The organism is Aeromonas sp. MR7 (genome assembly GCF_963899385.1).
Lineage (GTDB): Bacteria > Pseudomonadota > Gammaproteobacteria > Enterobacterales > Aeromonadaceae > Aeromonas > Aeromonas bestiarum.
Genome location: NZ_CAWQXH010000003.1, coordinates 45,164 through 71,235, shown reverse-complemented (window position 1 = coordinate 71,235; position 26,072 = coordinate 45,164). Strand labels below are relative to the sequence as shown.

Sequence of the window (26,072 nt, the reverse complement as noted above, 5' to 3'; positions counted from 1 at the left end):
GGCGTCCCTCTTTCATTGTCAGGAGAGGTGCTCAGCCCGGCTCGGGGAAGTAACGCTCCAGCAGGGCGGTGAGTATGGCCTGGCTCTGTTCATCGGGCTCGCCGCTGACCAGGGCGGGGCGGAAATGGAGCTGGAAGGCGCGCAGGGCGGCCCGGCTCTGCTCATCCCAGGTGCCGCTTGAGGCGACCCCATAGCCGTAACGGGCGAGCTGCTGTTGCCAGGTGAGGGCATCCCAGGCGGGGGCCGGTTGTTGGCGCAGGGCCGTGACTCTGGCCTCGTCGGGCCAGGCGCCGACCCCGTAGTGCAGGGCGAGCTCGCGCCAGGGGAAGTGGGGGCCGGGATCCTGCTTGCGCTCGGGGGCGACATCGCTGTGGGCCAGCACCTGGGTTGGCGGTATTTGATAGCGCTGCACCAGCTCCTGGGTGAGGGCGCCGATAGCGGCGATCTGCGCCCGGGTGTAAGGCTGCCAGCGCCGCTGGTGGGCGGGTAGCAGCTCATCTTCCGGCGGATAGCCCAGGTTGACGATTTCGATGCCGAGGGAGCTGGCGTTGAGCCCCGCATACTGGTGCCAGCGACTGCGGCCCGCATGCCAGGCGCGCTGGCTGTCGGGCACCAGCTGGTAGACGGGGAGCGGCGTCTGGTCGGTGTCGCGGGGGATCAGGTAGTGGGCGCTCACCTGGTGGGCCGGTTCGGTCAGCAGGCGCAGTGAGTGGGCATCGTCCTCATCCGTGTAGTGCAGGATCAGGAAGGCGATGCGTTCATTCTGGTTGGCGCTGGGGTAACGGGACGAGAGCTGATAGGGGGCTGGCTGGCAGGCGCTCAGCAGCAGTATGAGGCAGAGTGGCCATAATCGCAGCCACCTGGCCCTGTTCGCGCCCGGAGCGGGAAGGCGCAACGGCCAGCGCCGCCCACTGACCAGCGAGAGGCGGGCTGACAGTGAGCGGAGACGCTGGCCCATGACTCAGGCGCGGTACTTGGCAGTGAGGCCGATGAGGAAGTTGCGCAGGATCTGATCCCCGCAATCCTGATAGTGCTTGTGATCCTTGGAGCGGAACAGGGCACTCAGTTCGGACTTGGAGAGGTTGAAGTCGGCGAGCTTGAGGGTGCCGAGCATGTCCTCTTCTTTGTAGTTCAGGCCGATGCGCAGCTTGCGCAGTATCATGTTGTTGTTGATCCGGTTCGGGATCACCTGGGCCGGGGCATCTTCCCGCACACCGCGGCGCGCTATGATGAAGCCGTCGAGGAACTGGCTCAGGGCCGCATCGGGGCAGGCGACATAGCCAGCCTCCTGCTCTTCCCCTTCGGCGGCTTCTTTCATCAGCCAGCTGTGCAGCTGGGCGTGAGTGACCGTCAGGTTGCCCTTGGCAAACATCTCGACCATCTGGTCATTGCTGATGGTGAGGGCGTAGCGCAGACGGCGCAGAATATCGTTGTTGGTCATGTTGACTCCTGTAGAAACGGCGCAACTTTACCATCTGGCGCGCCCCGCGTCAGAAAAAGCGGGGCAGGCCCTGTCAGGAAAAGGGGGCAAGGGACTGCTGCCAATGGCGGGCAGCCCTGCATCCCGCTCATTCAGACGAGGTAGCGTGGCGCCTCCTGACGCACCTGCTCCATCGCATCCTGCAACTCCAGCAATTCGGGTTCCAGCTCGCTGACCGGCACCCCGTCGCGCAGCTGCTGTTCCAGCTGGGAGAGCAGCCGTTGCAGGCCGGGCACCCCGGAATAGGCGCAGCCGCCGTTGAGGCGGTGCAGCTGGGCCAGCACCTCGGCATCCTCCACCTGACCGGCGAGGGCCGCCTCCAGCACGGGATCCACCTCGTCGAAACTGGCCATCAACATGGTCAGCATCTCCTTGGCGAGATCCAGCTTGCCGGCGGCCTGACGCACCGCCAGAGACCAGTCTATCTGCTGATCCGCGTGGTTCTGGTGGCGACGGTGGGCGAAGTCGGTGATCAGCTGGGCCAGCATGCTCTCGTCGATGGGCTTGGCCAGATAGTCATCCATCCCCTGCCGGATCAGCCGCTCCCGCTCGCCGGGAATGGCGTGGGCGGTCACCGCCACGATCGGCGTCTCTGTGTTGAGGGACTGGCTGCGGATCGCCTGGGTGGCGCTGATGCCATCCATGATCGGCATCTGTATATCCATGAAGATGATGTCGAATGGCTGGCTCTGGGCCAGTCTGACCGCCTCCTTGCCGTTCTTGCACACCACCACCTGGCTCACCATCTCCTTGAGCATGGCGGCGATCAGCTTGAGGTTGGCCGCATTGTCGTCCACCGCCAGCACCTTGACTTGCTGCACCTGGCGCTGGGTCGGGGCGGGCAGCGGCGCGCTCTTGGCTGCCTCGGGGGAGAGCAGGGCGTGCAGCAGCTTGCGGTGGTTGGTGGGCTTGGAGAGACAGTGCTGGGCGCCGTGGGCCAGCATGGCGTCATAGAGCGCGGGCTCGTGGCTGCTGAGCAGCACTATGGTGTTCTGCTGGCCGTCCAGCCCGTCGAGGCGGGCGATCACCTGCTGCGGTGTGTGCAGTGTGCTGCTGCCGATGATCACCATGTCCTGGTTGCTCATCTCGGGCCAGATGGTGTCGATGGCGAGCGACTGCACATCCAGCTGCCACTCCGCCAGCAGGGCGCAGAGGGAGGAGTGGCTGAAGGGATCCGGCTCCAGCAGCCAGACTCGTTTGCCCTGGATGCGATCCAGCGGCAGCTTGTCGGTCTGGGGCAGGGGAGAGACGTCCATGTCTAGGCTGAAGGAGAAGATGGAGCCCTTGCCCAGTTCGGATTCGAAACGGATCTGGCCCCCCATCTGCTGCACCAGCTTCTGGGTGATGACGAGGCCGAGGCCAGTGCCGCCATAGCGGCGCGAGATGGAGGAGTCGGCCTGGTTGAAGGCCTGGAACAGCTGGCGCTGCTGCTCTTCCGAGATGCCGATGCCGGTATCGCGGATCAACACGTTGAGCCGCACCTTGTTGCCGTTGCTGCCCCCGGTCTGCTCGATGCGCACATCCACGTTGCCGCGCTCGGTGAACTTGATGGCGTTGCCGGTGAGGTTGGTCAGCACCTGCTGCAGGCGCATGGGGTCGCCGGTGAGGTAGTCCGGCACCTCGGCATCCACCTGCAGGGAGAGTTCGAGCTGCTTGTCGTGGGCGCTGGGGCCGAGCAGGTGCATGGTCTCGTTGAGGGTGTCGCGCAGGCTGAAGGGTATGTGCTCCAGTTGCAGCTTGCCCGCCTCCAGCTTGGAGAAGTCGAGGATGTCGTTGATGATGCCGAGCAGGTTGCGGGCCGACTTCTCTATGGTCTGCATGTAGTCGGTCTGGCTCGGCGTCAGCGCCGTCTTGAGCAGCTGGCGGGTGAAGCCGATGACGCCGTTGAGCGGGGTGCGCAGCTCGTGGGACATGTTGGCGAGGAACTCGGATTTGACCCGCGCCGCCTCCTGCGCCCGCTTCTTGGCCATGTCGAGCTCGACGTTCTGGATCTCGATCTGCTCCAGCGTCTCGCGCAAGTCAGAGGTGGCCTGATCGATGTTCTGCTGCATCTCCTCGTGATATTCCGAGAGCGCCTTGGCCATGGCGTTGATGCCGTTTTTCAGCATGTCCAGCTCGCCGGTGAGCTGGCCGCTGACCCGGGTGTCGAGTCGCCCCTCCCTGATCTTGTGCACCGCCTGCACCATGTCGGTGATGGGCTGGGTCACGCTCTTGACCAGCCTGAAGCCAAACAGGGTACTGACGGCCAGACCGATGAGCACCATGATCACCGCGAAGAAGGTGTCTCGATACTGCAGGATCATGGCCCTGTCTGTGGTCATCTGCATGGAGATGTAGCCGATCATGGGCGGCTCCACATCGCTGGGCAGCGGGAAACCATCCATGCTGGTCTCGGCCTGGATCGGGGTGCGCAATATGATGTCGTCACCGTACAGGGTGACGCTGGTCAGCTCGGGGATCTGGCTGCCATCGGGCAGCCGCAGCCGGGTGAAGTCCCTGTGGTAGTTGGACGTCACGAACAGCTGGTTGTCCTGGGTGAAGACGGCGATGGACTTGATGAGCGGCGAATTCTTGCGGTGGGTCAGGCCAATCAGCCGCTTGAGCGACTCCCGGCTGTGCTGGGTCATGCCGTATTCACTGGCGATGGCCAGCGGCTCTATGATGTTGATGCCCTGATCGATCAGGTTGTTTTCCAGCTGCTGGTAGCGGTGGAAGGTGAAATAGCCGGCCATCAGGCCGCCAATGATCAGGGTCGGTAATATGGTAAAGGCCAGCACCCGGGCTCGCAGGCCGTACTTGGTCATGCGAATGGTCCCCCGATGAGCAGGGTGGGCAAGATGGTCAATGGCACGGCATGAGCGCGCAGGCCGGATTGGGTCATGCGGATAGTCCCCCGAAGAGCAGGGTTGGCAAGAGGGCAAACGACAGTGGGCGGGCCCGCAGGCCGGATTTGGTCATACTATTATTCTTGTGGGACAATAGCCTGCTGCAGATTCCACAATCATGACATAGCCACCTATAGGCACCAAGTTTTATGGCCCAGTTTTTCAAGCCCCAAAAGAAATCCACCCAGCCCCAACGTATTGAATTTACGGTAGACAGTCTGGATCACCACTGCGTCGGTATCGGCCGTCATCAGGGCAAGGCGATCTTCATCGAAGGGGCGCTGCCCGGCGAGCAGGTCAAGGCCCGCATCCTCGAAGACAAGAAGCAGTATGCCCACGCCGCCTTGCAACAGGTGGTGACCCCGGCAGCCAATCGCATCGCCCCCTTCTGCAGCCACTACCGCGAGTGCGGCGGTTGCAATGCCCAGCATCTCGGTGAGGCGGATCAGCAGGCCGCCAAAGAGGCTGGCCTGGTCAGCCTGTTCGAGCGGCTGGGGCAGATCAAGGCGCCAGCGCTGGAGCCCGTGCTGACAGGGGAGTCTCGCGCCTACCGCCGGGTCTGCCGGCTGGCCATCAAGTTTGACAAGAATGGCCGCTGCACCCGGGTCGGTTTTCGTCGTCGCCAATCCAACGACCTGGTGGAGATCGAGGGCTGCCCCGTGCTGGCCGAGCCGCTCTCTGCCCTCATTAATCCTCTGCGCGACTGCCTCAATCGCCTCAAGAGCCAGCGTGAGCTGGGCCATGCCGAACTCATTCAGGCCGAGCAGGGGATCATGATGCTGCTGCGCCATACGGGTCGTCCCAATGAGGCGGATCGCGCCCTGCTGGTGGCGTTTGCGCAGACGCAGGGGATAGACCTCTATCTGCAGGCTGCCGATGAGCGCATCGAGTCGTTGCACCAGGTATTCCAGCCATCCTACTCACTGGATGGCCTGTCTCTTGCATTTGCTCCCGGTGATTTCATTCAGGTCAATGGCCCCATCAACCAGAGCATGGTGGCCCAGGCGCTGGCGTGGCTCGGGGCGAGCAAGGATGACAAGGTGCTGGATCTGTTCTGCGGCATAGGCAACTTCACCCTGCCACTGGCCCGTCAGGCCCGGGAAGTGGTGGGCGTGGAAGGGGAGCTGGCCATGGTGGCCCGCGCCGAGGAGAACGCCCGTCGCAACGGCATCGACAATGCCCGTTTCTACAAGGCGGACTTGAGCGGTGACATAGTCGGCATGTCCTGGGCGCGGGAAGGGTTCGATCTGGTGCTGCTGGATCCGGCCCGCCCCGGTGCGCTGGAGGTGATGGGGCACGTCGTGAAACTTTCACCCAAGCGAGTGGTCTACGTTTCCTGTAACCCGGTCACCCTGGCCCGTGACAGTCAGGTGTTGGTGAAAGGGGGCTACCGACTGGTACGGCTGGGGATGCTAGACATGTTCCCCCACACCGGCCATCTGGAGTCCATGGCCCTGTTTGAGCGGTAATGAATGGAGTAATTCAGCCCCTTGGTCTTATGTGTTTGGGGGCCGGATATGTTCTTTTATCCCGGTGTATCCGGCGTTCATCGGGCTGTTTGAGCGGGAGTGAACTGAGTAATCCAGCCCCTTGGTCTGATGTGTTTGGGGGCCGGATATGTTCTTTTATCCCGGTGTATCTGGCGTCCATCAGGCTGTTTGAGCGGGAGTGAACTGAGTAATCCAGCCCCTTGGTCTGATGTGTTTGGGGGCCGAATATGTTCTTTTATTCCGGTGTATCTGGCGTCCATCAGGCTGTTTGAGCGGGAGCGAACGGAGTAATCCAGCCCCTTAGTCTGATGTGTGTGGGGCGCGGATATGTTCTTTTATTCTGGTGTATCTGGCGTCCATCAGGCTGTTTGAGCGGGAGTGATTGGGGTAATCTAGCCCCTCGTAAATCGGCTGGGCCTGTTGGAGAACTCTATTGTCTTTATTGACAATATGCCTTGAAAAGTTCTCCAGATATCCCCATCTGAGGCAGTCTCATCAGGTGAGGGGGAGGAAGCGGCAGCTTTCGGCCCAATAATTTAAAGGATTGATACCATGGTTGCGGTTCGCGATATTCATTTGAAAGACAACTTCACCCTGGAAGAGTGGGTCAGCTCGCTCTCCTTGAGTGACAGTGACAAGGATCAGTTGCGAACCGTCTACCAGTATTGTCTGACGCTTGGTGACGAGGCGCTCACCAACCGCCTGCTGGTGCGTGGCGTCGAGATGGCGGGCATTCTGCTGATGCTCAGCATGGATCTCGGCACCCTCAAGGCCGCCATCATCTACCCCTTTGTCGAAGCCGGCCTCATCAGCCAGGAGCGGATGGACGAAGACTTCGGTCCCAAGATCGCCAAGCTGGTGGAAGGGGTGCTGGAGATGGAAGCCATCCGCTCGCTGCAGACCCTGCACCGCAGCGAGACCTCGCCGGAGCAGGTCGACAACGTGCGCCGCATGCTGCTCGCCATGGTCGAGGATGTGCGTGCCGTGGTGATCAAGCTGGCGGAGCGGATCGCCTGCCTGCGGGAAGCGAAGAAGGCGGATGAAGAGACCCGGGTGCTGATGGCCCAGGAGATCACCAACATCTATGCCCCGCTGGCCAACCGGCTCGGCATAGGTCAGCTCAAATGGGAGCTGGAAGATCTCGCCTTCCGTTACCTGCACCCGGATACCTACAAGCAGATCGCCAAGCAGCTGGACGAGAAGCGGCTCGACCGGGAGCGCTACATCCGCGAGTTCGTGCAGTCCCTGCGCGATGCCCTCAAGGAAGCGGATGTGGAGGCCGAAGTCTATGGCCGACCGAAACACATCTACAGCATCTGGCGCAAGATGCAGAAGAAGCACCTCGAGTTCAACGAGCTGTTCGACGTGCGCGCTGTGCGGGTGGTGACCAAGCGGCTGCAGGATTGCTACGCGGCGCTCGGCATAGTCCATACCCATTTCCACCATATTCCCCGCGAGTTTGACGACTATGTCGCCAACCCCAAACCCAACGGCTACCAGTCGATCCACACAGTGGTGGTGGGGCCCGAAGGCAAGACGGTGGAGATCCAGATCCGTACCGACCAGATGCATCAGGATGCCGAGCTGGGGGTGGCTGCTCACTGGCGTTACAAGGAAGGGGCCCAGGCCGCCAACAAGGCCAACAACTTCGAAGACAAGATCGAGTGGCTGCGCAAGCTGCTTGCCTGGCAGGAGGATCTCTCCGAGAGCGGCTCCCTGCTCGAGGATCTGCGGAGTCAGGTGTTCGAGGACAGGGTCTATGTGTTCACCCCGAAAGGGGATGTCATCGACTTGCCAGCGGGGGCCACCCCGCTCGACTTTGCCTATCACGTGCACAGCATGATCGGCCACCGCTGCATCGGCGCCAAGATTGACGGTCGTATCGTGCCCTTCACCTATGCGCTGCAGACCGGCGATCAGGTGGAGGTGATCACCCAGAAGGAGCCGAACCCGAGCCGCGACTGGATGAACCCCAACTCCGGGTTCCTGCGCTCCAGCCGGGCGCGGGCCAAGGTGGCCACCTGGTTCAGAAAGCTGGATCGGGACAAGAACATAGCTGCCGGCAAGGAGCTGCTGGAGAAGGAGCTGGACAGACACAACCTGACCCTCTCCAAGGTGGACAAGGTGGTGCTCGAGCGTTTCCACGCCGAGGAGCTGGAAGACCTGCTGGCCGGTATCGGCAGCGGCGACATCCGCATCAACCAGCTGCTCAACTACCTGGACACCCGTTACAACAAGCCGACGGCGGAGGAAGAAGACCGCCGTGTGCTGGAAAAACTGGAGCAGAAGGCCAATACCCCGTTCCGGCCCAAGCCCAAGGATCACATAGTGGTGGAAGGGGTCGGCAATCTGATGACCCACATCGCCCGCTGCTGCCAGCCCATTCCGGGCGACACCATTCAGGGCTTCATCACCATGGGGCGTGGGGTGTCCATCCACAGGGATGATTGCGAGCAGCTCAAGGAGCTCTCCCGTCGCAACCCGGAGCGACTGATCGATGCGGTGTGGGGGGAGAACTACTCGGGTGGTTATGGCCTCACCATACGCATCCTCTCCAACGATCGCTCGGGTCTGCTGCGGGACATCACTACCGTGCTGGCCAACGAGAAGATCAACGTGATGGGGGTGCGTTCGCGCTCCAACGTGCGCGAGCAGACCGCCGAGATCGACATGGAGCTGGAGATTTACAACATCAACGCCTTCAACCGGGCGTTGGCCAAGCTCAGCCAGCTCAACGACGTGATCAGCGCCAAGCGCCTCTGATACCTAACGACCGGCCCAGGGTGGCCGGTCGCTTTTCCCCTGTTTGAACAACCTGAAAGCGGATCTCCCATGTCCCAACGTTACGACCTCTCTCAATTGCTCGATATCATGTCTCGCCTGCGTGACCCGCAAGAGGGTTGCCCCTGGGATCTCAAGCAGAGCTTCCAGACCATAGTGCCGCACACCCTGGAAGAGGCCTATGAGGTCGCCGATGCCATCGAAACCCGCGATTGGCAGGGATTGAAGGGGGAGCTCGGTGATTTGCTGTTCCAGGTGGTGTTCTACGCCCAGCTGGGCAAGGAGCAGGGGCTGTTCGATTTCGCCGATATCGTGGATACGGTGAGCGAGAAGCTCATTCGTCGCCATCCCCATGTGTTTTCCGATGCGGATCTCGGTGACGAGCAGGCGGTGAAAGTGAACTGGGAGGCCGAGAAGGCCAAAGAGCGGGCCGCGCTCGACAAGGAAAGCGTGCTGGATGACATACCGCTCGCGCTGCCGGCCCTGACCCGCTCGGCCAAGATCCAGAAGCGCTGTGCCACGGTTGGCTTCGACTGGAAGACGTTGGGCCCAGTGGTGGACAAGATCCACGAAGAGATCGACGAGGTGATGGAAGAGGCGTTGATGGCCGACGTCGACGAGGCGCGGGTGAGCGATGAGCTCGGCGACCTCTTGTTTGCCACCGTCAATCTGGTACGTCATCTTGGCAAGGATCCGGAGCAGGTGCTGCGGGGGGCCAATAGCAAGTTCGAACGTCGCTTTCGTCAGGTTGAGCAGTTTATCGCCGCGGAAGGGCTGAAAATGACCGATTGCTCGCTGGAAAAGCTGGACGCAGCCTGGGACAAGGCCAAGGAAACCGAACAAAGTTGATTTGGCGCAAGATGAGGGGGCGGTGAGCCTGATAGATTTTTGTTCATTGTTTGGGAGAGGGGGTTTTGGTATACTGTTTCCCCGTCCTGCTTCATCCCCGAAGCACCCCTTAAAATTCCCTAAACTTCTTTCAGGTTCAGCATGACGACAAAATATATTTTTGTAACTGGTGGCGTTGTTTCATCCCTCGGCAAAGGCATTGCCGCAGCTTCTCTGGCAGCCATTCTGGAAGCCCGTGGTCTGGATGTGACCATCATGAAACTGGACCCCTATATCAACGTGGATCCGGGCACCATGAGCCCGACTCAGCACGGTGAAGTGTTCGTAACCGAGGACGGGGCCGAAACCGATCTGGATCTGGGCCACTACGAGCGTTTCATCCGCACCAAGATGACTCGCCGCAACAACTTTACCACTGGCCGCATCTACGCCGACGTGCTGCGCAAAGAGCGCCGTGGCGACTATCTGGGCGCCACCATTCAGGTCATCCCGCACATCACCAACGCCATCAAGGAGCGGGTGATTGCCGGTGCCGAAGGCCATCAGGTTGCCATCGTCGAAGTGGGCGGTACCGTGGGCGACATCGAGTCCCTGCCGTTCCTCGAGGCCATTCGTCAGCTGGCTGCCGAAGTGGGCCGCAACAGCGCCATGTTCATGCACCTGACCCTGGTACCTTACCTGGCCGCCGCCGGCGAGGTGAAGACCAAGCCGACCCAGCACTCGGTGAAAGAGCTGCTCTCCATCGGGATCCAGCCGGATGTGCTGATCTGCCGCTCCGACCGTGCCATTCCGGCCAATGAGCGTGCCAAGATTGCCCTGTTCTGCAACGTGCCTGAGCGCGCCGTCATCTCCATGAAAGACGTCGACTCCATCTACAAGATCCCGGCCCTGCTCAAGTCCCAGAATCTGGACTCCTACTTCACCGAGCGTTTCGGTCTGGAGTGCAAAGAGGCCGACCTGTCCGAGTGGGAACAGGTGGTCTTCGAAGAGGCCAATCCGACTGCGGAAGTGACCATCGGCATGGTCGGCAAGTATGTCTCCCTGCCGGATGCCTACAAGTCCGTCAACGAGGCGCTCAAGCACGGTGGCCTCAAGACCCGTCTCTCCGTCACCATCAAGTACATCGACTCCCAGGACATCGAGACCCGTGGCTCCGAGCTGCTGGAAGGCCTGGACGCGATCCTGGTGCCGGGTGGCTTCGGTGAGCGCGGCGTGGAAGGCAAGATCCAGGCTGCCCAGTATGCCCGCGAGAACAAGATCCCTTATCTGGGTATCTGCCTCGGCATGCAGGTTGCCATGATCGAATTTGCACGCAACGTGGCGGGCATGACAGGGGCTCACTCCTCCGAATTCAAGAAAGATTGCGCCTATCCGGTCGTCGGTCTCATCACCGAGTGGGTGGATGACGAAGGCAACGTCGAGACCCGTACCGAGAAGTCCGATCTGGGCGGCACCATGCGTCTGGGTTCCCAGCTCTGCCACCTGGTCGAAGGTTCCAAGGTGCGTCAGATGTACGGCAGCCCGACCATTTACGAGCGCCACCGTCACCGTTACGAAGTGAACAACAAGCTGCTGCCGCAGATTGAAGCGGCAGGTCTGAAAGTGACCGGTCTCTCCGCCGACAAAAAATTGGTGGAAATTATCGAGATCCCGGATCACCCTTGGTTCGTGGCGGCGCAGTTCCACCCGGAGTTCACCTCGACTCCCCGTGATGGCCACGCCCTGTTCGCCGGTTTTGTGAAGGCGGCAGGCGAGTATCAGAAGCGTAATCTGAAGTAATTGAAAATAAATGCGGTTGAGGCTCTGTGCCACAGCCGCTTTTTTTGGCATATTTTTGTTGTTTTTTTACGAAACCTGAGGAAATACACATGTCCAAGATCGTTAAAGTGATCGGTCGTGAAATCATCGACTCCCGTGGTAACCCGACCGTTGAGGCCGAAGTTCACCTGGAAGGTGGTTTTGTTGGTATGGCAGCCGCTCCGTCTGGCGCGTCCACCGGTTCCCGCGAAGCGCTGGAACTGCGTGACGGCGACAAGAGCCGTTTCCTGGGTAAAGGCGTTCTGAAAGCCCTCGAAGCCGTAAACGGCCCGATCGCTCAAGCTCTGCTGGGTAAAGATGCCAAGGACCAGGCCGCTATCGACCAGATCATGATCGACCTCGACGGCACCGAGAACAAATCCAAGTTTGGCGCCAACGCCATCCTGGCTGTTTCCCTGGCCAACGCCAAAGCCGCCGCTGCCGCCAAAGGCATGCCGCTGTACGCTCACATCGCCGAGCTGAACGGCACTGCCGGTGTTTACTCCATGCCGCTGCCGATGATGAACATCATCAACGGTGGTGAGCACGCCGACAACAACGTCGACATCCAGGAGTTCATGATCCAGCCGGTTGGCGCCAAGACCCTGAAAGAAGCCGTTCGCATGGGCGCCGAAGTGTTCCACAACCTGGCCAAAGTGCTGAAGTCCAAGGGCTACAACACTGCTGTTGGTGACGAAGGTGGTTTCGCTCCCAACCTGAAATCCAACGCCGAAGCGCTGGAAGTGATCGCAGAAGCCGTTGCTGCTGCTGGCTATGTCCTGGGTAAAGACATCACCCTGGCCATGGACTGTGCTGCTTCCGAGTTCTATGACGCAGAGAAGAAAGAGTACAACCTGAAAGGCGAAGGTCGTATCTTCACCTCCAACGGTTTCTCTGACTACCTGGCTGACCTGACCACCAAGTTCCCGATCGTCTCCATCGAAGATGGCCTGGACGAATCTGACTGGGACGGTTTTGCTTACCAGACTGCTGAACTGGGCAAGAAAATCCAGATCGTGGGTGACGACCTGTTCGTAACCAACACCAAGATCCTGAAGCGCGGCATCGACAACGGCGTTGCCAACTCCATCCTGATCAAGTTCAACCAGATCGGTTCCCTGACCGAAACTCTGGCTGCCATCAAGATGGCCAAAGACGCTGGCTACACTGCCGTCATCTCCCACCGCTCCGGTGAGACCGAAGACGCGACCATCGCCGACCTGGCTGTTGGTACCGCTGCTGGCCAGATCAAGACAGGTTCCATGAGCCGTTCTGACCGTGTTGCCAAGTACAACCAGCTGATCCGTATCGAAGAAGCTCTGGGTGCCAAAGCTCCTTTCCGCGGTCTGAAAGAAGTTAAAAACCAGGCTTAATTCCAGCCCGCCCTTAATCTGCTCAAAGCCCCGCCAATCTGGCGGGGCTTTTTCGTTTCCGTCATCGCCGGGTGCGGTTTCTGCATTTTTTATTCCGGCCCAGCCCATCCGGGACACAGGCTTCCTTTTGTCTTGCCTGCGAATATGGGAAACTAGGCCGCTTGAAGGAGACTCAGTGCATGCGGCTACTCACTCTTATCCTGCTCTTCCTGTTGGGAGGGCTTCAATATGACCTCTGGCTGGGGAAGAATGGCCTGTCCGATTATCACGAATTGTCCGACGCCATCTCCCGGCAGCAGCAGGACAATCTGGTACTCAAGGATCGCAACAACCTGATTTATCGAGAGATTGACGATCTGACCTCGGGCCTCGAGGCCATTGAGGAGCTGTCGCGCAACGATCTCGGCTACATCAAGCAGGGCGAGACCTTCTACCGGATCATCCCCAAGGATAAGGACAAGGGCTCCAGCTCGGGAGACGCAGCCTACGATGACTGATCGCCAGACCGGGTTGACCGCCATAGTCCCCGCCGCCGGGATTGGCAGCCGGATGGGCGCCGATTGTCCGAAACAGTATCTGCAGCTGGCGGGACAGACCATTCTCGAGCATACCCTCGGCGCCCTGCTGTCACACCCGGCCATCGCCCGGGTGATAGTGGCGCTGGCGCCCCACGATCGTTGGTTTGATGCCCTGCCCGTTGCGACCGACCCGCGTGTCCTGCGGGTAGAGGGGGGCGCCGAGCGCGCCTTTTCCGTTCTCAATGCGCTGCATGTGGCAGAGGGGGAGTGGGTGCTTGTGCACGATGCCGCCCGTCCCTGTCTGACCCACGGAGATCTCGACCGGCTCATCGCCACCGCCATCCAGTGTGGTGGCGCCATTCTCGGCAGCCGGGTGCGCGACACTATGAAGCGTTCAGACGCCATGGGCAACATACTCGGCACCGTCGATCGCGAGCAGCTCTGGCATGCCCTGACGCCGCAGATGTTCCCCGCCCGCACTCTGCTGCGGGCGCTGGAGGAGGGGCTGGCCTTGGGGGCCACCATTACCGACGAGGCCTCCGCCATGGAGCGTGCCGGTTTCACAGTACGCATGGTGGAAGGGCGTGCCGACAACATCAAGGTGACCCGGCCGGAGGATCTCTCTCTGGCGGGGCTGTTTTTAAGCCAGCAGGCATAAGTCGATACACCCAGACAAGGAGCGAGCATGATCCGGATGGGACGTGCGGTTGAGGTGCTCAGGGTTTGGGTGGATGAGTCTCCTGCCTGTTTGGAGGATGTCAGGCCGATCTTGAGGTGAACAAGGTTTAGGCGGAGAAGTTTCCTGCGTGTTTGGAGGATGTCAGGCGTGATACGAATTGGACATGGTTTTGATGTACACAAATTTGGTGGGGTTGGCCCCTGCATGCTGGGTGGCGTCGCCGTGCCGTATGAACAGGGACTGCTGGCCCATTCCGACGGTGATGTGGTACTGCACGCGGTGAGCGATGCCCTGCTTGGCGCCATAGGCGCCGGTGACATAGGCCGCCACTTTCCCGATACCGCCGCGCAATTCAAGGGGATCGACAGCCGGATCCTGCTGCGGGACGTGTTTGCCCGAGTAAAAAAGGCGGGTTATGCCATCGGCAATCTGGACGTGACCATCATAGCCCAGGCCCCCAAGATGGCGCCCCATATCGATGCCATGTGCGCCGTGCTGGCCGCCGACCTGATGTGTGATTTGAACCGGGTGAATGTCAAGGCGACTACCACAGAACAACTCGGGTTTACGGGGCGCAAGGAAGGGATCGCCACCGAAGCCGTCGTCTTACTGGTGAAACAATAATGTTGGAACAACTCAGTTATCTGCACGGAGCGCCCGCCGCCCGTGGCATCCTCAAGGCCGAGGCCAGTGATTTCGTGGTGGTTGAGGATCTCGGCTTCGAGCCCTGCGGTGAGGGCGAACACATTTTCGTGCGGGTACGCAAAACCGGCGAGAATACCGCCTGGGTGGCGGGCCTGCTGGCCGATGCGGCCGGGGTTAATCGCAACGCTGTGACCTGGGCTGGCCTCAAGGATCGCCACGCCGTGACCGAGCAGTGGTTCGGCATTCACCTGCCGGGCAAGGCAGAGCCGAACCTTTCGGTGATCGAGAGTGACAGCATCCAGATCCTGCAGGTGAAGCGCCACAACAAGAAGCTGCGGGTTGGCTATCTCAAGGGCAACCACTTCACCCTGCGTCTGACCGGGCTGGAACAGACCGAAGGACTGGCGTCCCGCCTGCAGGCCATCGCCAGTCAGGGGGTGCCGAACTACTACGGCGAGCAGCGTTTTGGCCGGGGTGGCAACAATCTGGAAGCGGCCAAGGCGATGTTTGCCGGCAAGCGGATCAATGATCGCAACAAGCGTTCCCTCTACCTCTCAGCCGCCCGCAGCATGCTGTTCAATGCCATCGTCAGCGCCCGTATCGAGCAGGGGCTGGCTCACCAGCTGCTGGCCGGTGATTGCCTGATGCTAAAGGGCAGCCACTCCATCTTCAGCGAAGAGTTGCTGACCCCGGAGCTGGAGGCGCGTCTCGCCTCCGGTGACGTGCAGCTGACCGCTCCCCAGTGGGGCCGTGGCCGGCTGGCGAGCCAGGGGGCGGCGGCTGAGTTCGAGCAGGGAGTGCTGGCCGCTTACCCCGAATGGTGCGCAGGTCTGGAGAAGGCCGGGCTGGATCAGGACCGCCGCCCGCTCCTGCTCAAGCCGGAACAGATGAGCTGGCAGCTGGACGGCGAGGCCTTGACCCTGTCGTTCTTCCTGCCGGCCGGTGCCTTTGCCACCAGCGTGGTACGCGAATTAATGCAGGCCGAAGAGGCCGATCATGGTTTCAGGAATCAGTCCGATGCGAATTCTGGTCAGTAATGACGATGGCGTGCATGCCGAGGGGATCCGAGCCCTCAGCACTGCGCTGACGGCCTGTGGCGAAGTCATAGTGGTGGCGCCGGATCGCAACCGCAGCGGCGCGAGTCACTCCCTGACGCTGGAGGTGCCGTTGCGGGTTACCCGTCTCAGCGAAACCGGTTTTAATGGGATCGAGAGCTATGCGGTGAAGGGGACGCCGACCGACTGCGTGCATCTGGCGGTCAACGAACTGGTGCGCCCTGAACCCGACATGGTGGTGGCTGGTATCAACCACGGTGCCAACCTGGGGGATGATGTCATCTACTCGGGCACGGTCGCGGCGGCTACCGAAGGGCGTCACCTCGGCTTTCCCTCGCTGGCCATCTCGCTGGTAGGCAAGACCCATTTCGCCAGCGCGGCCCATTATGCGGCTCTGCTGGTGAAGGGCATGATGGTGCACCCACTGCCTGCCGATCAGATCCTCAATGTCAACGTGCCGGACCTGCCCCTCGATCAGATCAAGGGGATCAGGGTGACTCGCCTTGGCAACCGTCATCGGGCGGAATCTGTGATCTGCAGCGAGGATCCCCGTGGTCAGCCCATCTACTGGATCGGCCCCCCCGGCAGCCAGCAGGATGCGGGAGAAGGCACGGATTTCGCCGCCATCGAGCAGGGCTACGTCTCGATCACCCCCCTGACCATCGATATGACTGCCTACAGCAGTCTGGCGGGTCTGGGGGCTTGGTTAGACCTGCAGGGATGAAGGTGTGATAGTACAGCGCCTGTTAAACCAGCTGATCGCACAGGACATTCGTGATTTCCGCGTACTCGCGGCGATTGCGAAAGTGCCGCGCCAGCTGTTTGTGGATGAAGCCATGGCCCACAAGGCCTGGGACAACACGGCGTTGCCCATAGGCCACGGTCAGACCATCTCCCAGCCTTATATGGTGGCGCGGATGACAGAGTTGCTGATCCAGAATGATCCGGCCCACGTGCTGGAGATCGGCACCGGCTCCGGTTATCAGACGGCGGTGCTGGCTCACCTGGTGGAGCATGTCTACACGGTGGAGCGGATCAAGTCGCTGCAGTTCCAGGCCAGACGCCGGCTGCGGCAGCTCGATCTGCACAATGTCTCCGCCAAGCACGGCAACGGCTGGCTGGGCTGGCCCAACAAGGGGCCGTTTGATGCGATCCTGGTGACGGCTGCGGCCAGCGAGGTGCCCACAGCCCTTACCGATCAACTGGCCGATGGTGGCCGTCTGGTGCTGCCGGTGGGGGACAGCCAGCAGACGCTGCAGCTGATCGAGCGATCCGGCTCCCAGCTGACCAGCAAGATCCTGGAGCCGGTGCGGTTTGTTCCCCTGATCGACGGAGATGTTGAGTGACCTTGTTTTCTCGTCTGTACGTGCTGGTGATGCAGTGGGCCCGCCACAAGTACGCCCCTTATTATCTGGCGATCACCGCCTTTGTCGAGTCGGTGTTCTGGCCGATCCCGGTGGACGTCATGCTGGCGCCCATGGCGCTGGCCAGGCCGCATAAGGCGTGGCACTACGCCGGGTTGGCGACAACCTTCTCCGTATTGGGGGCGTTGTTTGGCTATGCACTCGGCTATGCCCTGTGGGAGCCCGTGGTGCAGCCGCTGGTTGCCTCGGTGGGATATGAAGAAAAAATTAGCCTGGCCCGGCAGTGGTTCGAGCAGTGGGGCATCTGGGTGATTTTTATTGCCAGCTTCACGCCGATCCCCTACAAGGTGTTTACCGTCACGGCAGGCCTGCTGCAAATGGCGCTGTTGCCCTTCATCGTGACCTCGTTGATCGGTCGTGGCATGCGCTTTTTCCTGGTGGCAGGCCTGATGCGCTGGGGCGGTGAGAAGATGGAGCGCAAGCTGATGCACTATGTGGATGTGCTGGGCTGGCTCTGTATTGGTTTGGCCGTTGTGGCCTATTTCTGGTTTAGTCGTTAAGGATCCACTATGCGTTCGCGTGTTTGGCAAGGAAGCAGTATCGTCGTGTTGTCATGGCTGCTGCTCGCTTGCTCTTCCAGCAAGACTGCTGCTCCGGTACAGGGATTGGGCAATGATCGCCTCGTCTCCACAGTACCGACTCGTCAGGGGTCGGCTCAGCCGGCCATTCAGGGCAACAGCTACACGGTGAAAAAAGGGGATACCCTCTACTCCATCGCCTTCAACTCGGGCAATGATGTGCCGTCTCTGGCCAGCCTCAACGGCATCAGCCCTCCCTATAACATCTATCCAGGGCAACAGATCCGGTTCGATTCATCCGCTGGCAGTCAGACTGTTGCCCGCAGTGCCGGCACCTACCAGGTACGGCGCGGTGATACCCTGAGCAGCATAGGCCGTCAGTTTGGCATGTCGAATCAGACGCTGGCACAGAGCAACAGTCTGCAGGCTCCCTATGCACTCCACGTCGGCCAGGTGCTGAATGTGCAGTCTGCCAGCACGGGAGAGAGCCAGATGGTCGCCGCGACCCGTCCGGTCACGCCACAAAGTACCGGCCCCAAACCTCTGGCGACAGCGCCATCAGGTACGACCACCCCATTTATCAAACAGAAAACGATTGCTCAGCCATCTTCAAAAGAATACGCTCAGATCAAAGAACAAAAAACAGACAACAAGCCTCAGTCGAGACTTTCTTGGCACTGGCCGACACAAGGCCGGATCGTCGAGGGTTTCTCCGTTGCAGAACAGGGAAACAAGGGCATAGATATCGCTGGTCAGAAGGGACAACCCGTCTACGCAGCGAGTGGCGGCAAGGTCGTCTATGCGGGTAGCGCACTAAGGGGTTATGGCAAGCTGATCATCCTCAAGCATGATGATGACTACCTCTCTGCCTACGCTCACAACGATGAGTTGCGGGTCAGGGAAGGAGACAGCGTCAAGGGCGGAGCAGTCATTGCCAACATGGGTAGCACGGACGCACCGGATGTGCGATTGCACTTTGAAATCCGGTATCGAGGCAAATCGATAAACCCGATGAGCCATTTGCCAAAGCGTTAACCCCAGAGAGTTAAGTCTTACTCTGGTTCAGGTCAGGGAGACACGCCATGAGCCAAGAACAACTGGTTATGCAGGATGCAGAGTTAGAGTTCGACGAGGAGCTGGAGACCCACGAGGAGGAAGAGGTTCGGGAAGTCGCGGCCGAGGTCGAAGAGACTATTTCCGACGAACTGATGGCACCGGAACTGAACAAGGTGATGGATGCCACCCAGCTCTATCTGGGGGAGATAGGTTTCTCCCCCCTGCTCACCGCCGAAGAAGAAGTCTATTACGCTCGTCGTGCCTTGCGAGGCGATAAAGCCGCTCGCAAGCGCATGATTGAGTCCAATCTGCGACTGGTGGTCAAGATCGCCCGTCGCTACAACAACCGCGGCCTGGTGCTGCTGGATCTCATCGAAGAGGGCAACCTCGGTCTCATCCGTGCGGTCGAAAAATTCGATCCCGAGCGCGGCTTCCGTTTCTCGACCTATGCCACCTGGTGGATCCGCCAGACCATAGAGCGGGCCATCATGAACCAGACTCGCACCATCCGTCTGCCCATCCATGTGGTCAAAGAGCTGAACGTCTATCTGCGTACCGCTCGTGAACTCTCTCACCGTCTCGATCATGAACCGACCGCAGAAGACATCGCCTTTGCGCTGGATCGTTCTGTAGACGACGTGAATCGCATGCTCAAGCTCAACGAGAAGATCACCTCTGTGGATACTCCCATCGGTGGCGATCGCGACAAGGCGCTGCTGGATGTGCTCTCTGACGAACGTGGCATGGGGCCCGAGCTGGAGTCGCAGGATGACGACATGCGTGCCAGCATAGTGCACTGGCTGGAGGAGCTTAATCCCAAGCAGCGTGAGGTGCTGGCGCGTCGTTTCGGTCTGCTCGGTTATGAACCGGCCACGCTGGAAGACGTGGGGTCCGAGATCGGCTTGACCCGGGAGCGGGTACGCCAGATCCAGGTGGAAGGACTGCGCCGCCTGCGGGAGATCCTGCTGGGGCAGGGACTCTCCATCGAGGCGCTGTTTCGTACCAATTAGCGAGTCCCAATCAGGGGGCATTGGTGCTGCTGACAACAACAAAAAAGGGGCCATGAGCCCCTTTTTCATTGCAACCGGATCCGCAGGATCACACCGGATCCAGGGTGTCCAGCGGCCAGCGCGGCACCGCCTTGACCGCCAGCGGCTCGAATACACCGGCTTTGAGGCGCTGCATGCCCGCATAGGCGATCATGGCACCGTTATCGGTGCAATATTCGGTGCGCGGATAGAACACCTCGCCTTTGAGGCTCTCCATCAGCTCGGCCAGCTGGGCACGCAGGTGACGGTTGGCGCTGACACCACCGGCGACCACCAGCCGCGTGAGGTCGGTCTCTTTCAAGGCCCGACGGCACTTGATGGCCAGGGTATCGACCACTGCATCTTCAAACGCACGGGCGATATCGGCACGGGTCTGCTCATCGTCGCCGTTGGCGGCTATGGTGTTGGCAGCAAAGGTCTTGAGGCCGGAGAAGCTCATGTCGAGTCCGGGCCTGTCGGTCATGGGACGGGGAAAGTGGAAGCGACCGCTGGCGCCCTTCTCGGCCAGCCGGGAGAGCAGGGGGCCACCCGGGTAGTCCAGCCCCATCAGCTTGGCGGTCTTGTCAAACGCCTCACCGGCGGCATCATCGATCGACTCGCCCAGCAGCTGATAGCTGCCGATACCGTCAACCCGCACCAGCATGGAGTGACCGCCGGAGACCAGCAGCGCCACGAAGGGGAACTCGGGCGCCCTCTCTTCCAGCATGGGAGCCAGCAGGTGGCCTTCCATATGATGCACGGCGATGGCCGGTTTGTTCCATGCCATCGCCAGCGAGCGGCCTATGGTGGCCCCTACCAGGATGGCGCCAACCAGCCCTGGACCCGCGGTATAGGCAATGCCGTCTATGTCATCTTTATCCAGTCCCGCCTCTTGCAATGCGGCCTGGATCAAGGGGATCGTCTTGCGAACGTGATCCCGGCTGGCGAGTTCGGGGACGACGCCACCGTAGTCCGCATGCAGCTTGACCTGGCTGTATAACTGATGGGAAAGGATCCCTTTTTGATCGTCGAAGATCGCGATCCCGGTTTCGTCACAGGATGTCTCTATACCCAATACACGCATTGCTAAAAAATTTCACTGCTAAAATGAGACGGCTATGGTAACCTTCGCGGGTTTTTTAAACCAGAGCGATCTCTGCGGGTTTACTTTCATTCCCTGTCCAGAGTATAATTTCGCACCATTTTAAGACATGCTGATCGACTGATGGTCAGCTAACAATATATCACTGAGGTGAAAGGCACATGCCAGTAATCAAAGTCCGTGAAAATGAGCCGTTTGACGTTGCTCTGCGTCGCTTCAAGCGTTCTTGCGAAAAGGCCGGTATCCTGTCTGAAGTTCGTAGCCGTGAGTTCTACGAGAAGCCGACTACCATTCGTAAGCGCGCCAAAGCGTCTGCTGTAAAGCGTCACGCCAAGAAGCTGTCTCGCGAAAACGCACGTCGTATCCGCCTGTACTAATCGGGAGATAATGCCGTGTCTCTGAAGGATCAACTCAAGGATCAACAAAAACTTGCCATGCTTGCCAGAGATAAGGCTCGCTTGGGGGCGATCCGTTTGTTGATGGCAGAAATCAAGCAACGTGAAGTTGATTCCCGTATCGAGCTCAATGATGAGGATATCCTCGCTGTCGTGACCAAAATGGTCAAACAGCGCCGCGATTCCATCAGCCAATTTGAAGCTGCCGGTCGCCAGGATCTCGCCGACAAAGAGTCCGCAGAGATCGTTGTGCTGCAGGAATTCCTGCCACAACAGCTGACCGCAGACGAAATTGCCGCACTGATTGAGCAAGCCATCGCTGAAAGTGGTGCTGCCGTCATGGCTGATATGGGCAAGGTCATGGCTGTCTTGAAGCCGAAAATTCAGGGGCGTGCCGATGTCGGCGCCGTCAGTGCTCAGGTGAAAACCCGCTTGGCGTAACAGGCAACTCTCTTGTTTGGTCGAAGAAGCCGTGCTTCCCTGGGAATGCGCGGCTTTTTTATTTTCTACGCAGTGAAACAGGACGGTTATGGCAGGCAGGATCCCACAATCCTTTATCGATGATCTGCTCGTACGCACAGACATAGTCGAGCTGATCGACTCGCGAGTGCGGCTGAAAAAAGCCGGTAAGAACTACCAGGCTTGCTGCCCTTTTCATAACGAAAAAAGTCCTTCTTTTACCGTCAGCCAGGAGAAACAGTTCTATCACTGCTTCGGTTGTGGCGCCCACGGCAACGCCATCGGCTTTGTCATGGAGTACGACGGTCTCGAATTCCCCGATGCCATCGAAGAGCTCGCCAGCATGCAGGGCATGCAGGTGCCTCGCGAGCAGAGCATTGGCGGCTCGACCAATAGTCAACCGGCCGTCAGCAAGGATCTTTATGAGCTGATGAACCAGATCGCCCGATTCTACGAGAGCAATCTCAAGAGCGCCCCCCAGGCGGTGGAATACTTGAAGGGGCGCGGCCTGACTGGTGAAGTGGTCAAGCGTTTCAATATCGGTTATGCCCCCGCAGACTGGGATCAGGTGAGACGCCGCTTTGGCGCCAGCCGGGATCACGAGCAACTGCTCATCTCGGGCGGCATGCTGATCACGCGTGACAGCGGTCCCGGCAGCTATGATCGCTTTCGCGATCGCATCATGTTCCCGATCCGGGACAAGCGAGGCCGGGTCATAGGTTTTGGCGGCCGGGTGCTGGGAGAGGGTACGCCCAAGTACCTCAACTCGCCGGAAACCCCCATCTTCCACAAGGGGCGGGAGCTGTTCGGCCTCTACGAGGTGAAGCAGGCCCACAAGGATCCTCGCCGGATCCTGGTGGTGGAGGGCTACATGGACGTGGTGGCGCTCGGTCAGTACGACATCGATTATGCGGTGGCTGCACTGGGTACTGCCACCACCACTGACCATATTCACACCCTGTTTCGTACCACGGCTGAGGTGGTCTGCTGCTATGACGGCGACAAGGCCGGCCGTGAGGCGGCCTGGCGGGCGCTGGATAATGCCCTCTCTCATCTGCAGGATGGGCGTGAACTCAAGTTCGTGTTCCTGCCCGATGGTGAGGATCCCGATTCGCTGGTCCGCCAGATTGGCAGGGAGGGTTTCGAGGCCCTGCTGGATCAGGCACAGCCTTTCGCCGACTTCATGTTCGAGCGTCTGGGGCGGGATGCTGCACTGTCCGGTGAGGCGGGCAAGTTCGAGGTGGCCAACAAGGCTGCCGAACTGATCCGTCGGGTACCGGAGGGGTTTACCCGCGAGGGGCTGATCACCCGTCTCTCCAGCATGATGCGCTGGGGTGAGAACAAGCAGCGAATTGCCGAACTGTTCGCCCGCAATAGCCAACCCAAGGCCGAACTCACCAAACCCAAGGCCGCCAAGCTGACGCCGCTGCGTCGGGCACTGGCTCTGATGGTGCAATATCCTGCGGTGACGGCCGAGCTGCCGGCCATGCCTGAGCTGGCCGGGCTGCGGGTACAAGGCATCAAGTTCCTGTTGCAGCTGCATCAGCAGATCCTAGCCCAGCCCGGGATCACCACTGGCATCTTGCTGGAGCACTGGCGCGGCACCAAAGAGGGCGAGATCCTCGCCCAGCTGGCGATGCACGACTTGTTTGAAGAGATCAAGCTCGACCAAGAGCCGGATATTCTGGGAGAGCTGCAGGATACCTTTGTCGGTTTCATCAACCAGTTTCTGAAGCAACGAATTGAAGAACTGCAGGCCAAGGTGGCTCAGGAAGGGCTAAGCTCTGAGGAAACGCAGGAGCTGATGATGCTGATCAGAGAGGTACAGATTGAGAAAAGAAATGAGAGTGGGGCTTGATATTTGAGTGATTAGTCCCAATATGAATACCGTTGCCCGAATCGACGGGATTAAAAGCAAAAATTTTATAACCGCCTGGCCCCGACAATACTGCGGGCAGGGGTTTCTCATGACCGACGCCGCAACCAGACATAGCATGTCTGGCGGTTTTCTATTAGAATTGGCTATTTGCGCAGCAGCGCACTGTACGCGCAACCTAGCAACACCAACCGGATGAGTTCTATGGAGCAAACCCCGCAGTCTCAGCTTAAACTCCTCGTTGCCAAAGGTAAAGAACAGGGCTACCTGACCTATGCCGAGGTGAACGATCACCTCCCGCAAGACATTGTCGACTCTGACCAGATCGAAGACATCATCCAGATGATCAACGATATGGGTATTCAGGTGGTTGAAAACGCCCCGGATGCCGATGACCTTATCATGGCTGAAGGTGGCACCGCCGATGAGGACGCTGCCGAAGCAGCTGCCCAGGCACTGGCATCTGTTGAATCTGAGATTGGTCGTACGACCGATCCCGTCCGCATGTACATGCGGGAAATGGGTACCGTCGAACTGCTGACCCGCGAAGGCGAAATCGACATCGCCAAGCGGATCGAAGACGGTATCAACCAGGTACAAAGCTCCGTTGCCGAGTACCCGGAAGCGATTACCTATCTGCTTGAGCAGTATGATAAATACGAAGCCGAACAGCTTCGTCTGTCCGACATCATCTCGGGTTTCATCGATCCTAACGAGACCGACGACGTCGCGCCGACCGCGACTCACATCGGTTCTGAACTCGGCGAAGACGATCTGGCCGACGAAGACGAAGATGAAGACGAAGATGAAGACGAAGACGGCGAAAGCTCGGACGACGACGGTGACGGTGGTCCGGATCCGGAAGTCGCTCGCGAAAAGTTTGGCGAGCTGCGTGCCCAGTATGAGGTAACGCGCCTCTCCATCCAGAAGAATGGCCGCGCTCACGAAGACACCCAGGCTGCGATTGCCCTGCTGGCCGATGTGTTCCGTCAATTCCGCCTGATGCCCAAGCAGTTCGATCGCCTGGTCAACAACATGCGCGAGATGATGGAGCGGGTCCGCGTACAGGAACGCATCATCATGAAACTCTGCGTTGAGCAGGCCAAGATGCCGAAGAAAACCTTCGTCGCGGCCTTCACCAACAACGAGTGTGAAACTGCCTGGTTTGAATACCAGAAACAGGCTGGCAAAGCCTGGTCTCCGCGTCTGGTCGAGATGGACGAAGAAGTGCTGCGTTCCATCGGCAAGTTGCAGCAGATCGAAGAAGAGACTGGTCTCTCCATTGCCCAGATCAAGGATATCAACCGCCGCATGAGCATAGGTGAGGCCAAGGCCCGCCGTGCGAAGAAAGAGATGGTTGAGGCCAACTTGCGTCTGGTTATCTCTATCGCCAAGAAGTACACCAACCGTGGCCTGCAATTCCTGGATCTGATCCAGGAGGGCAACATAGGTCTGATGAAGGCGGTAGACAAATTTGAATACCGTCGTGGCTACAAGTTCTCGACTTACGCTACCTGGTGGATCCGTCAGGCCATTACCCGCTCCATTGCGGATCAGGCCCGTACCATCCGTATCCCGGTACACATGATCGAGACCATCAACAAGCTCAACCGTATCTCCCGTCAGATGCTGCAGGAGATGGGTCGTGAACCGAACCCGGAAGAGCTGGCCATGCGCATGGGCATGCCGGAAGACAAGATCCGCAAGGTATTGAAGATCGCCAAGGAGCCCATCTCCATGGAGACGCCCATTGGTGATGATGAAGACTCCCACTTGGGCGACTTCATCGAAGATACCACCCTGGCTTTGCCGGCGGATGCGGCGACCAGCGAGAGCCTGCGCAACGCGACCCGCGAAGTGCTGGCTGGCCTGACCGCCCGCGAAGCCAAGGTACTGCGGATGCGTTTCGGTATCGACATGAACACTGACCACACCCTCGAGGAAGTGGGCAAGCAGTTCGACGTCACCCGTGAGCGTATTCGTCAGATCGAAGCCAAGGCACTGCGCAAATTGCGCCACCCGAGCCGCTCGGAAGTGCTGCGCAGCTTCCTGGACGAATAGTCCCGGGGATGTGCCCAGAGCCGTCGTCTCAAAAGCCCCGCCATGCGGGGCTTTGTTTTATCCGGACTTTATGGGACATGAGCGGGTTGGCAGGAATATTGGCAGGAAAGTGGACAAAATGTCGCCAAGTGGTTGATCTACCTATAGACTGGCTTCTCTACATCCCCTATAATCCACGCCGCAAAACCAACAATCTGGCCCCTTAGCTCAGTTGGTTAGAGCAGTCGACTCATAATCGATTGGTCGCCCGTTCAAGTCGGGCAGGGGCCACCAATTCCAGAGGGTTGGCGAGTTAGTACTCGCCAACCCTCTTTTCACTAGGATACCTATAGGATATTTCAGCCTGTAGAGCATCCACTCTAAAATAGCTCGTATCCCTCCTAAAAAAATTTTCGCCCTCAGGTAGAAAAATAGCTCCAGCCCCTTTGAAGAGACACCATTGAGGCTGACTGTTGGATCTCTTTCACGTAACTAGGCATTTTCCTTTTTATCTCTATATGTCGAAAAAACCGGGGTTACACGGGTTACGAGGTTACAACTCGGCTCTAGCCCAGTACTGGCGCGGCTTGACGCTGTAACCTCTATCGTGGCCTGAAAAGCT

At 59.5% G+C, this 26,072-nt stretch carries 22 protein-coding genes and 1 tRNA gene; 19 read left to right on the top strand and 4 right to left on the bottom strand.

Features of this window, described 5'->3' with window-relative positions; all coding sequences use genetic code 11:
- Positions 1-31: 31 nt before the first annotated feature.
- From AACW87_RS01880 to barA, 3 genes are all read right to left on the bottom strand, one after another.
- Positions 32-958 (bottom strand): N-acetylmuramoyl-L-alanine amidase, encoded by a 927-nt coding sequence (locus tag AACW87_RS01880; protein ID WP_241326409.1) that lies wholly within the window; start codon positions 956-958, stop codon positions 32-34.
- Positions 959-961: 3 nt separating this feature from the next.
- The gene (locus AACW87_RS01875) at positions 962-1,441 is read right to left on the bottom strand and encodes a YehS family protein (protein WP_005318863.1); all 480 of its coding nucleotides are present in this window, start codon (positions 1,439-1,441) and stop codon (positions 962-964) included.
- Between the two features lie 131 nt (positions 1,442-1,572).
- The gene (gene barA / locus AACW87_RS01870) at positions 1,573-4,284 is read right to left on the bottom strand and encodes a two-component sensor histidine kinase BarA (RefSeq protein ID WP_043142137.1); all 2,712 of its coding nucleotides are present in this window, start codon (positions 4,282-4,284) and stop codon (positions 1,573-1,575) included.
- A gap of 230 nt (positions 4,285-4,514) precedes the next feature.
- On the opposite strand from barA, the gene rlmD reads away from it, so the two are divergent.
- From rlmD to rpoS, 14 genes are all read left to right on the top strand, one after another.
- On the top strand, positions 4,515-5,834 hold the full coding sequence (gene rlmD / locus AACW87_RS01865) for a 23S rRNA (uracil(1939)-C(5))-methyltransferase RlmD (protein ID WP_241326408.1): 1,320 nt from the start codon (positions 4,515-4,517) through the stop codon (positions 5,832-5,834).
- A 573-nt stretch (positions 5,835-6,407) separates the two neighbouring features.
- Complete coding sequence (gene relA / locus AACW87_RS01860) at positions 6,408-8,618, top strand: GTP diphosphokinase (RefSeq protein ID WP_043142131.1); 2,211 nt, start codon at positions 6,408-6,410, stop codon at positions 8,616-8,618.
- Between the two features lie 69 nt (positions 8,619-8,687).
- The gene (gene mazG / locus AACW87_RS01855; protein ID WP_043554948.1) at positions 8,688-9,485 is read left to right on the top strand and encodes a nucleoside triphosphate pyrophosphohydrolase; all 798 of its coding nucleotides are present in this window, start codon (positions 8,688-8,690) and stop codon (positions 9,483-9,485) included.
- A 141-nt stretch (positions 9,486-9,626) separates the two neighbouring features.
- On the top strand, positions 9,627-11,264 hold the full coding sequence (gene pyrG, locus AACW87_RS01850; protein WP_042872670.1) for a glutamine hydrolyzing CTP synthase: 1,638 nt from the start codon (positions 9,627-9,629) through the stop codon (positions 11,262-11,264).
- A gap of 89 nt (positions 11,265-11,353) precedes the next feature.
- Positions 11,354-12,655, top strand: coding sequence for a phosphopyruvate hydratase (gene eno, locus AACW87_RS01845; protein WP_043142126.1), 1,302 nt, complete (start codon positions 11,354-11,356; stop codon positions 12,653-12,655).
- A 179-nt stretch (positions 12,656-12,834) separates the two neighbouring features.
- Positions 12,835-13,152 (top strand): cell division protein FtsB, encoded by a 318-nt coding sequence (gene ftsB, locus AACW87_RS01840; RefSeq protein WP_042872668.1) that lies wholly within the window; start codon positions 12,835-12,837, stop codon positions 13,150-13,152.
- Entirely contained in the window at positions 13,145-13,831 is a 687-nt protein-coding gene (ispD, locus tag AACW87_RS01835) for a 2-C-methyl-D-erythritol 4-phosphate cytidylyltransferase (RefSeq protein WP_098980695.1), read from the top strand. The genes ftsB and ispD overlap by 8 nt, the downstream gene beginning before the upstream one ends.
- A 168-nt stretch (positions 13,832-13,999) precedes the next feature.
- Positions 14,000-14,476 (top strand): 2-C-methyl-D-erythritol 2,4-cyclodiphosphate synthase, encoded by a 477-nt coding sequence (ispF, locus tag AACW87_RS01830; protein ID WP_042872662.1) that lies wholly within the window; start codon positions 14,000-14,002, stop codon positions 14,474-14,476.
- Positions 14,476-15,534, top strand: a complete 1,059-nt coding sequence (gene truD, locus AACW87_RS01825; protein ID WP_241326407.1) for a tRNA pseudouridine(13) synthase TruD — start codon at positions 14,476-14,478, stop codon at positions 15,532-15,534. Before ispF ends, truD begins: the two co-directional genes overlap by 1 nt.
- The gene (surE, locus tag AACW87_RS01820) at positions 15,515-16,276 is read left to right on the top strand and encodes a 5'/3'-nucleotidase SurE (RefSeq protein ID WP_043142115.1); all 762 of its coding nucleotides are present in this window, start codon (positions 15,515-15,517) and stop codon (positions 16,274-16,276) included. Before truD ends, surE begins: the two co-directional genes overlap by 20 nt.
- Before the next feature lie 4 nt (positions 16,277-16,280).
- Positions 16,281-16,898 carry a protein-L-isoaspartate(D-aspartate) O-methyltransferase gene (locus AACW87_RS01815; RefSeq protein WP_043142113.1) on the top strand — a complete coding sequence of 206 codons (618 nt, stop codon included), beginning with the start codon at positions 16,281-16,283 and terminating at the stop codon, positions 16,896-16,898.
- The gene (locus tag AACW87_RS01810) at positions 16,895-17,476 is read left to right on the top strand and encodes a YqaA family protein (protein ID WP_043142110.1); all 582 of its coding nucleotides are present in this window, start codon (positions 16,895-16,897) and stop codon (positions 17,474-17,476) included. Before AACW87_RS01815 ends, AACW87_RS01810 begins: the two co-directional genes overlap by 4 nt.
- Positions 17,477-17,485: 9 nt before the next feature.
- The gene (locus AACW87_RS01805; RefSeq protein WP_241326406.1) at positions 17,486-18,529 is read left to right on the top strand and encodes a peptidoglycan DD-metalloendopeptidase family protein; all 1,044 of its coding nucleotides are present in this window, start codon (positions 17,486-17,488) and stop codon (positions 18,527-18,529) included.
- A gap of 47 nt (positions 18,530-18,576) precedes the next feature.
- Entirely contained in the window at positions 18,577-19,560 is a 984-nt protein-coding gene (rpoS, locus tag AACW87_RS01800) for an RNA polymerase sigma factor RpoS (protein ID WP_042872653.1), read from the top strand.
- Between the two features lie 88 nt (positions 19,561-19,648).
- Here rpoS and tsaD read toward each other — a convergent pair whose 3' ends face one another.
- Positions 19,649-20,662, bottom strand: a complete 1,014-nt coding sequence (gene tsaD / locus AACW87_RS01795) for a tRNA (adenosine(37)-N6)-threonylcarbamoyltransferase complex transferase subunit TsaD (protein ID WP_241326405.1) — start codon at positions 20,660-20,662, stop codon at positions 19,649-19,651.
- Between the two features lie 179 nt (positions 20,663-20,841).
- Between tsaD and rpsU the strand changes: the two genes are divergently transcribed.
- From rpsU to AACW87_RS01770, 5 genes are all read left to right on the top strand, one after another.
- Positions 20,842-21,057: a 30S ribosomal protein S21 gene (rpsU, locus tag AACW87_RS01790; protein ID WP_005309452.1), complete on the top strand. Its 216-nt coding sequence runs from the start codon at positions 20,842-20,844 to the stop codon at positions 21,055-21,057.
- 15 nt (positions 21,058-21,072) lie between these two features.
- Positions 21,073-21,516 (top strand): GatB/YqeY domain-containing protein, encoded by a 444-nt coding sequence (locus AACW87_RS01785; RefSeq protein WP_043554942.1) that lies wholly within the window; start codon positions 21,073-21,075, stop codon positions 21,514-21,516.
- A gap of 88 nt (positions 21,517-21,604) precedes the next feature.
- Entirely contained in the window at positions 21,605-23,392 is a 1,788-nt protein-coding gene (gene dnaG, locus AACW87_RS01780) for a DNA primase (RefSeq protein ID WP_043142101.1), read from the top strand.
- A gap of 183 nt (positions 23,393-23,575) precedes the next feature.
- The gene (gene rpoD / locus AACW87_RS01775; RefSeq protein ID WP_290019324.1) at positions 23,576-25,471 is read left to right on the top strand and encodes an RNA polymerase sigma factor RpoD; all 1,896 of its coding nucleotides are present in this window, start codon (positions 23,576-23,578) and stop codon (positions 25,469-25,471) included.
- A gap of 196 nt (positions 25,472-25,667) precedes the next feature.
- A tRNA-Ile gene (locus AACW87_RS01770) sits at positions 25,668-25,744 on the top strand.
- Positions 25,745-26,072: the final 328 nt, after the last annotated feature.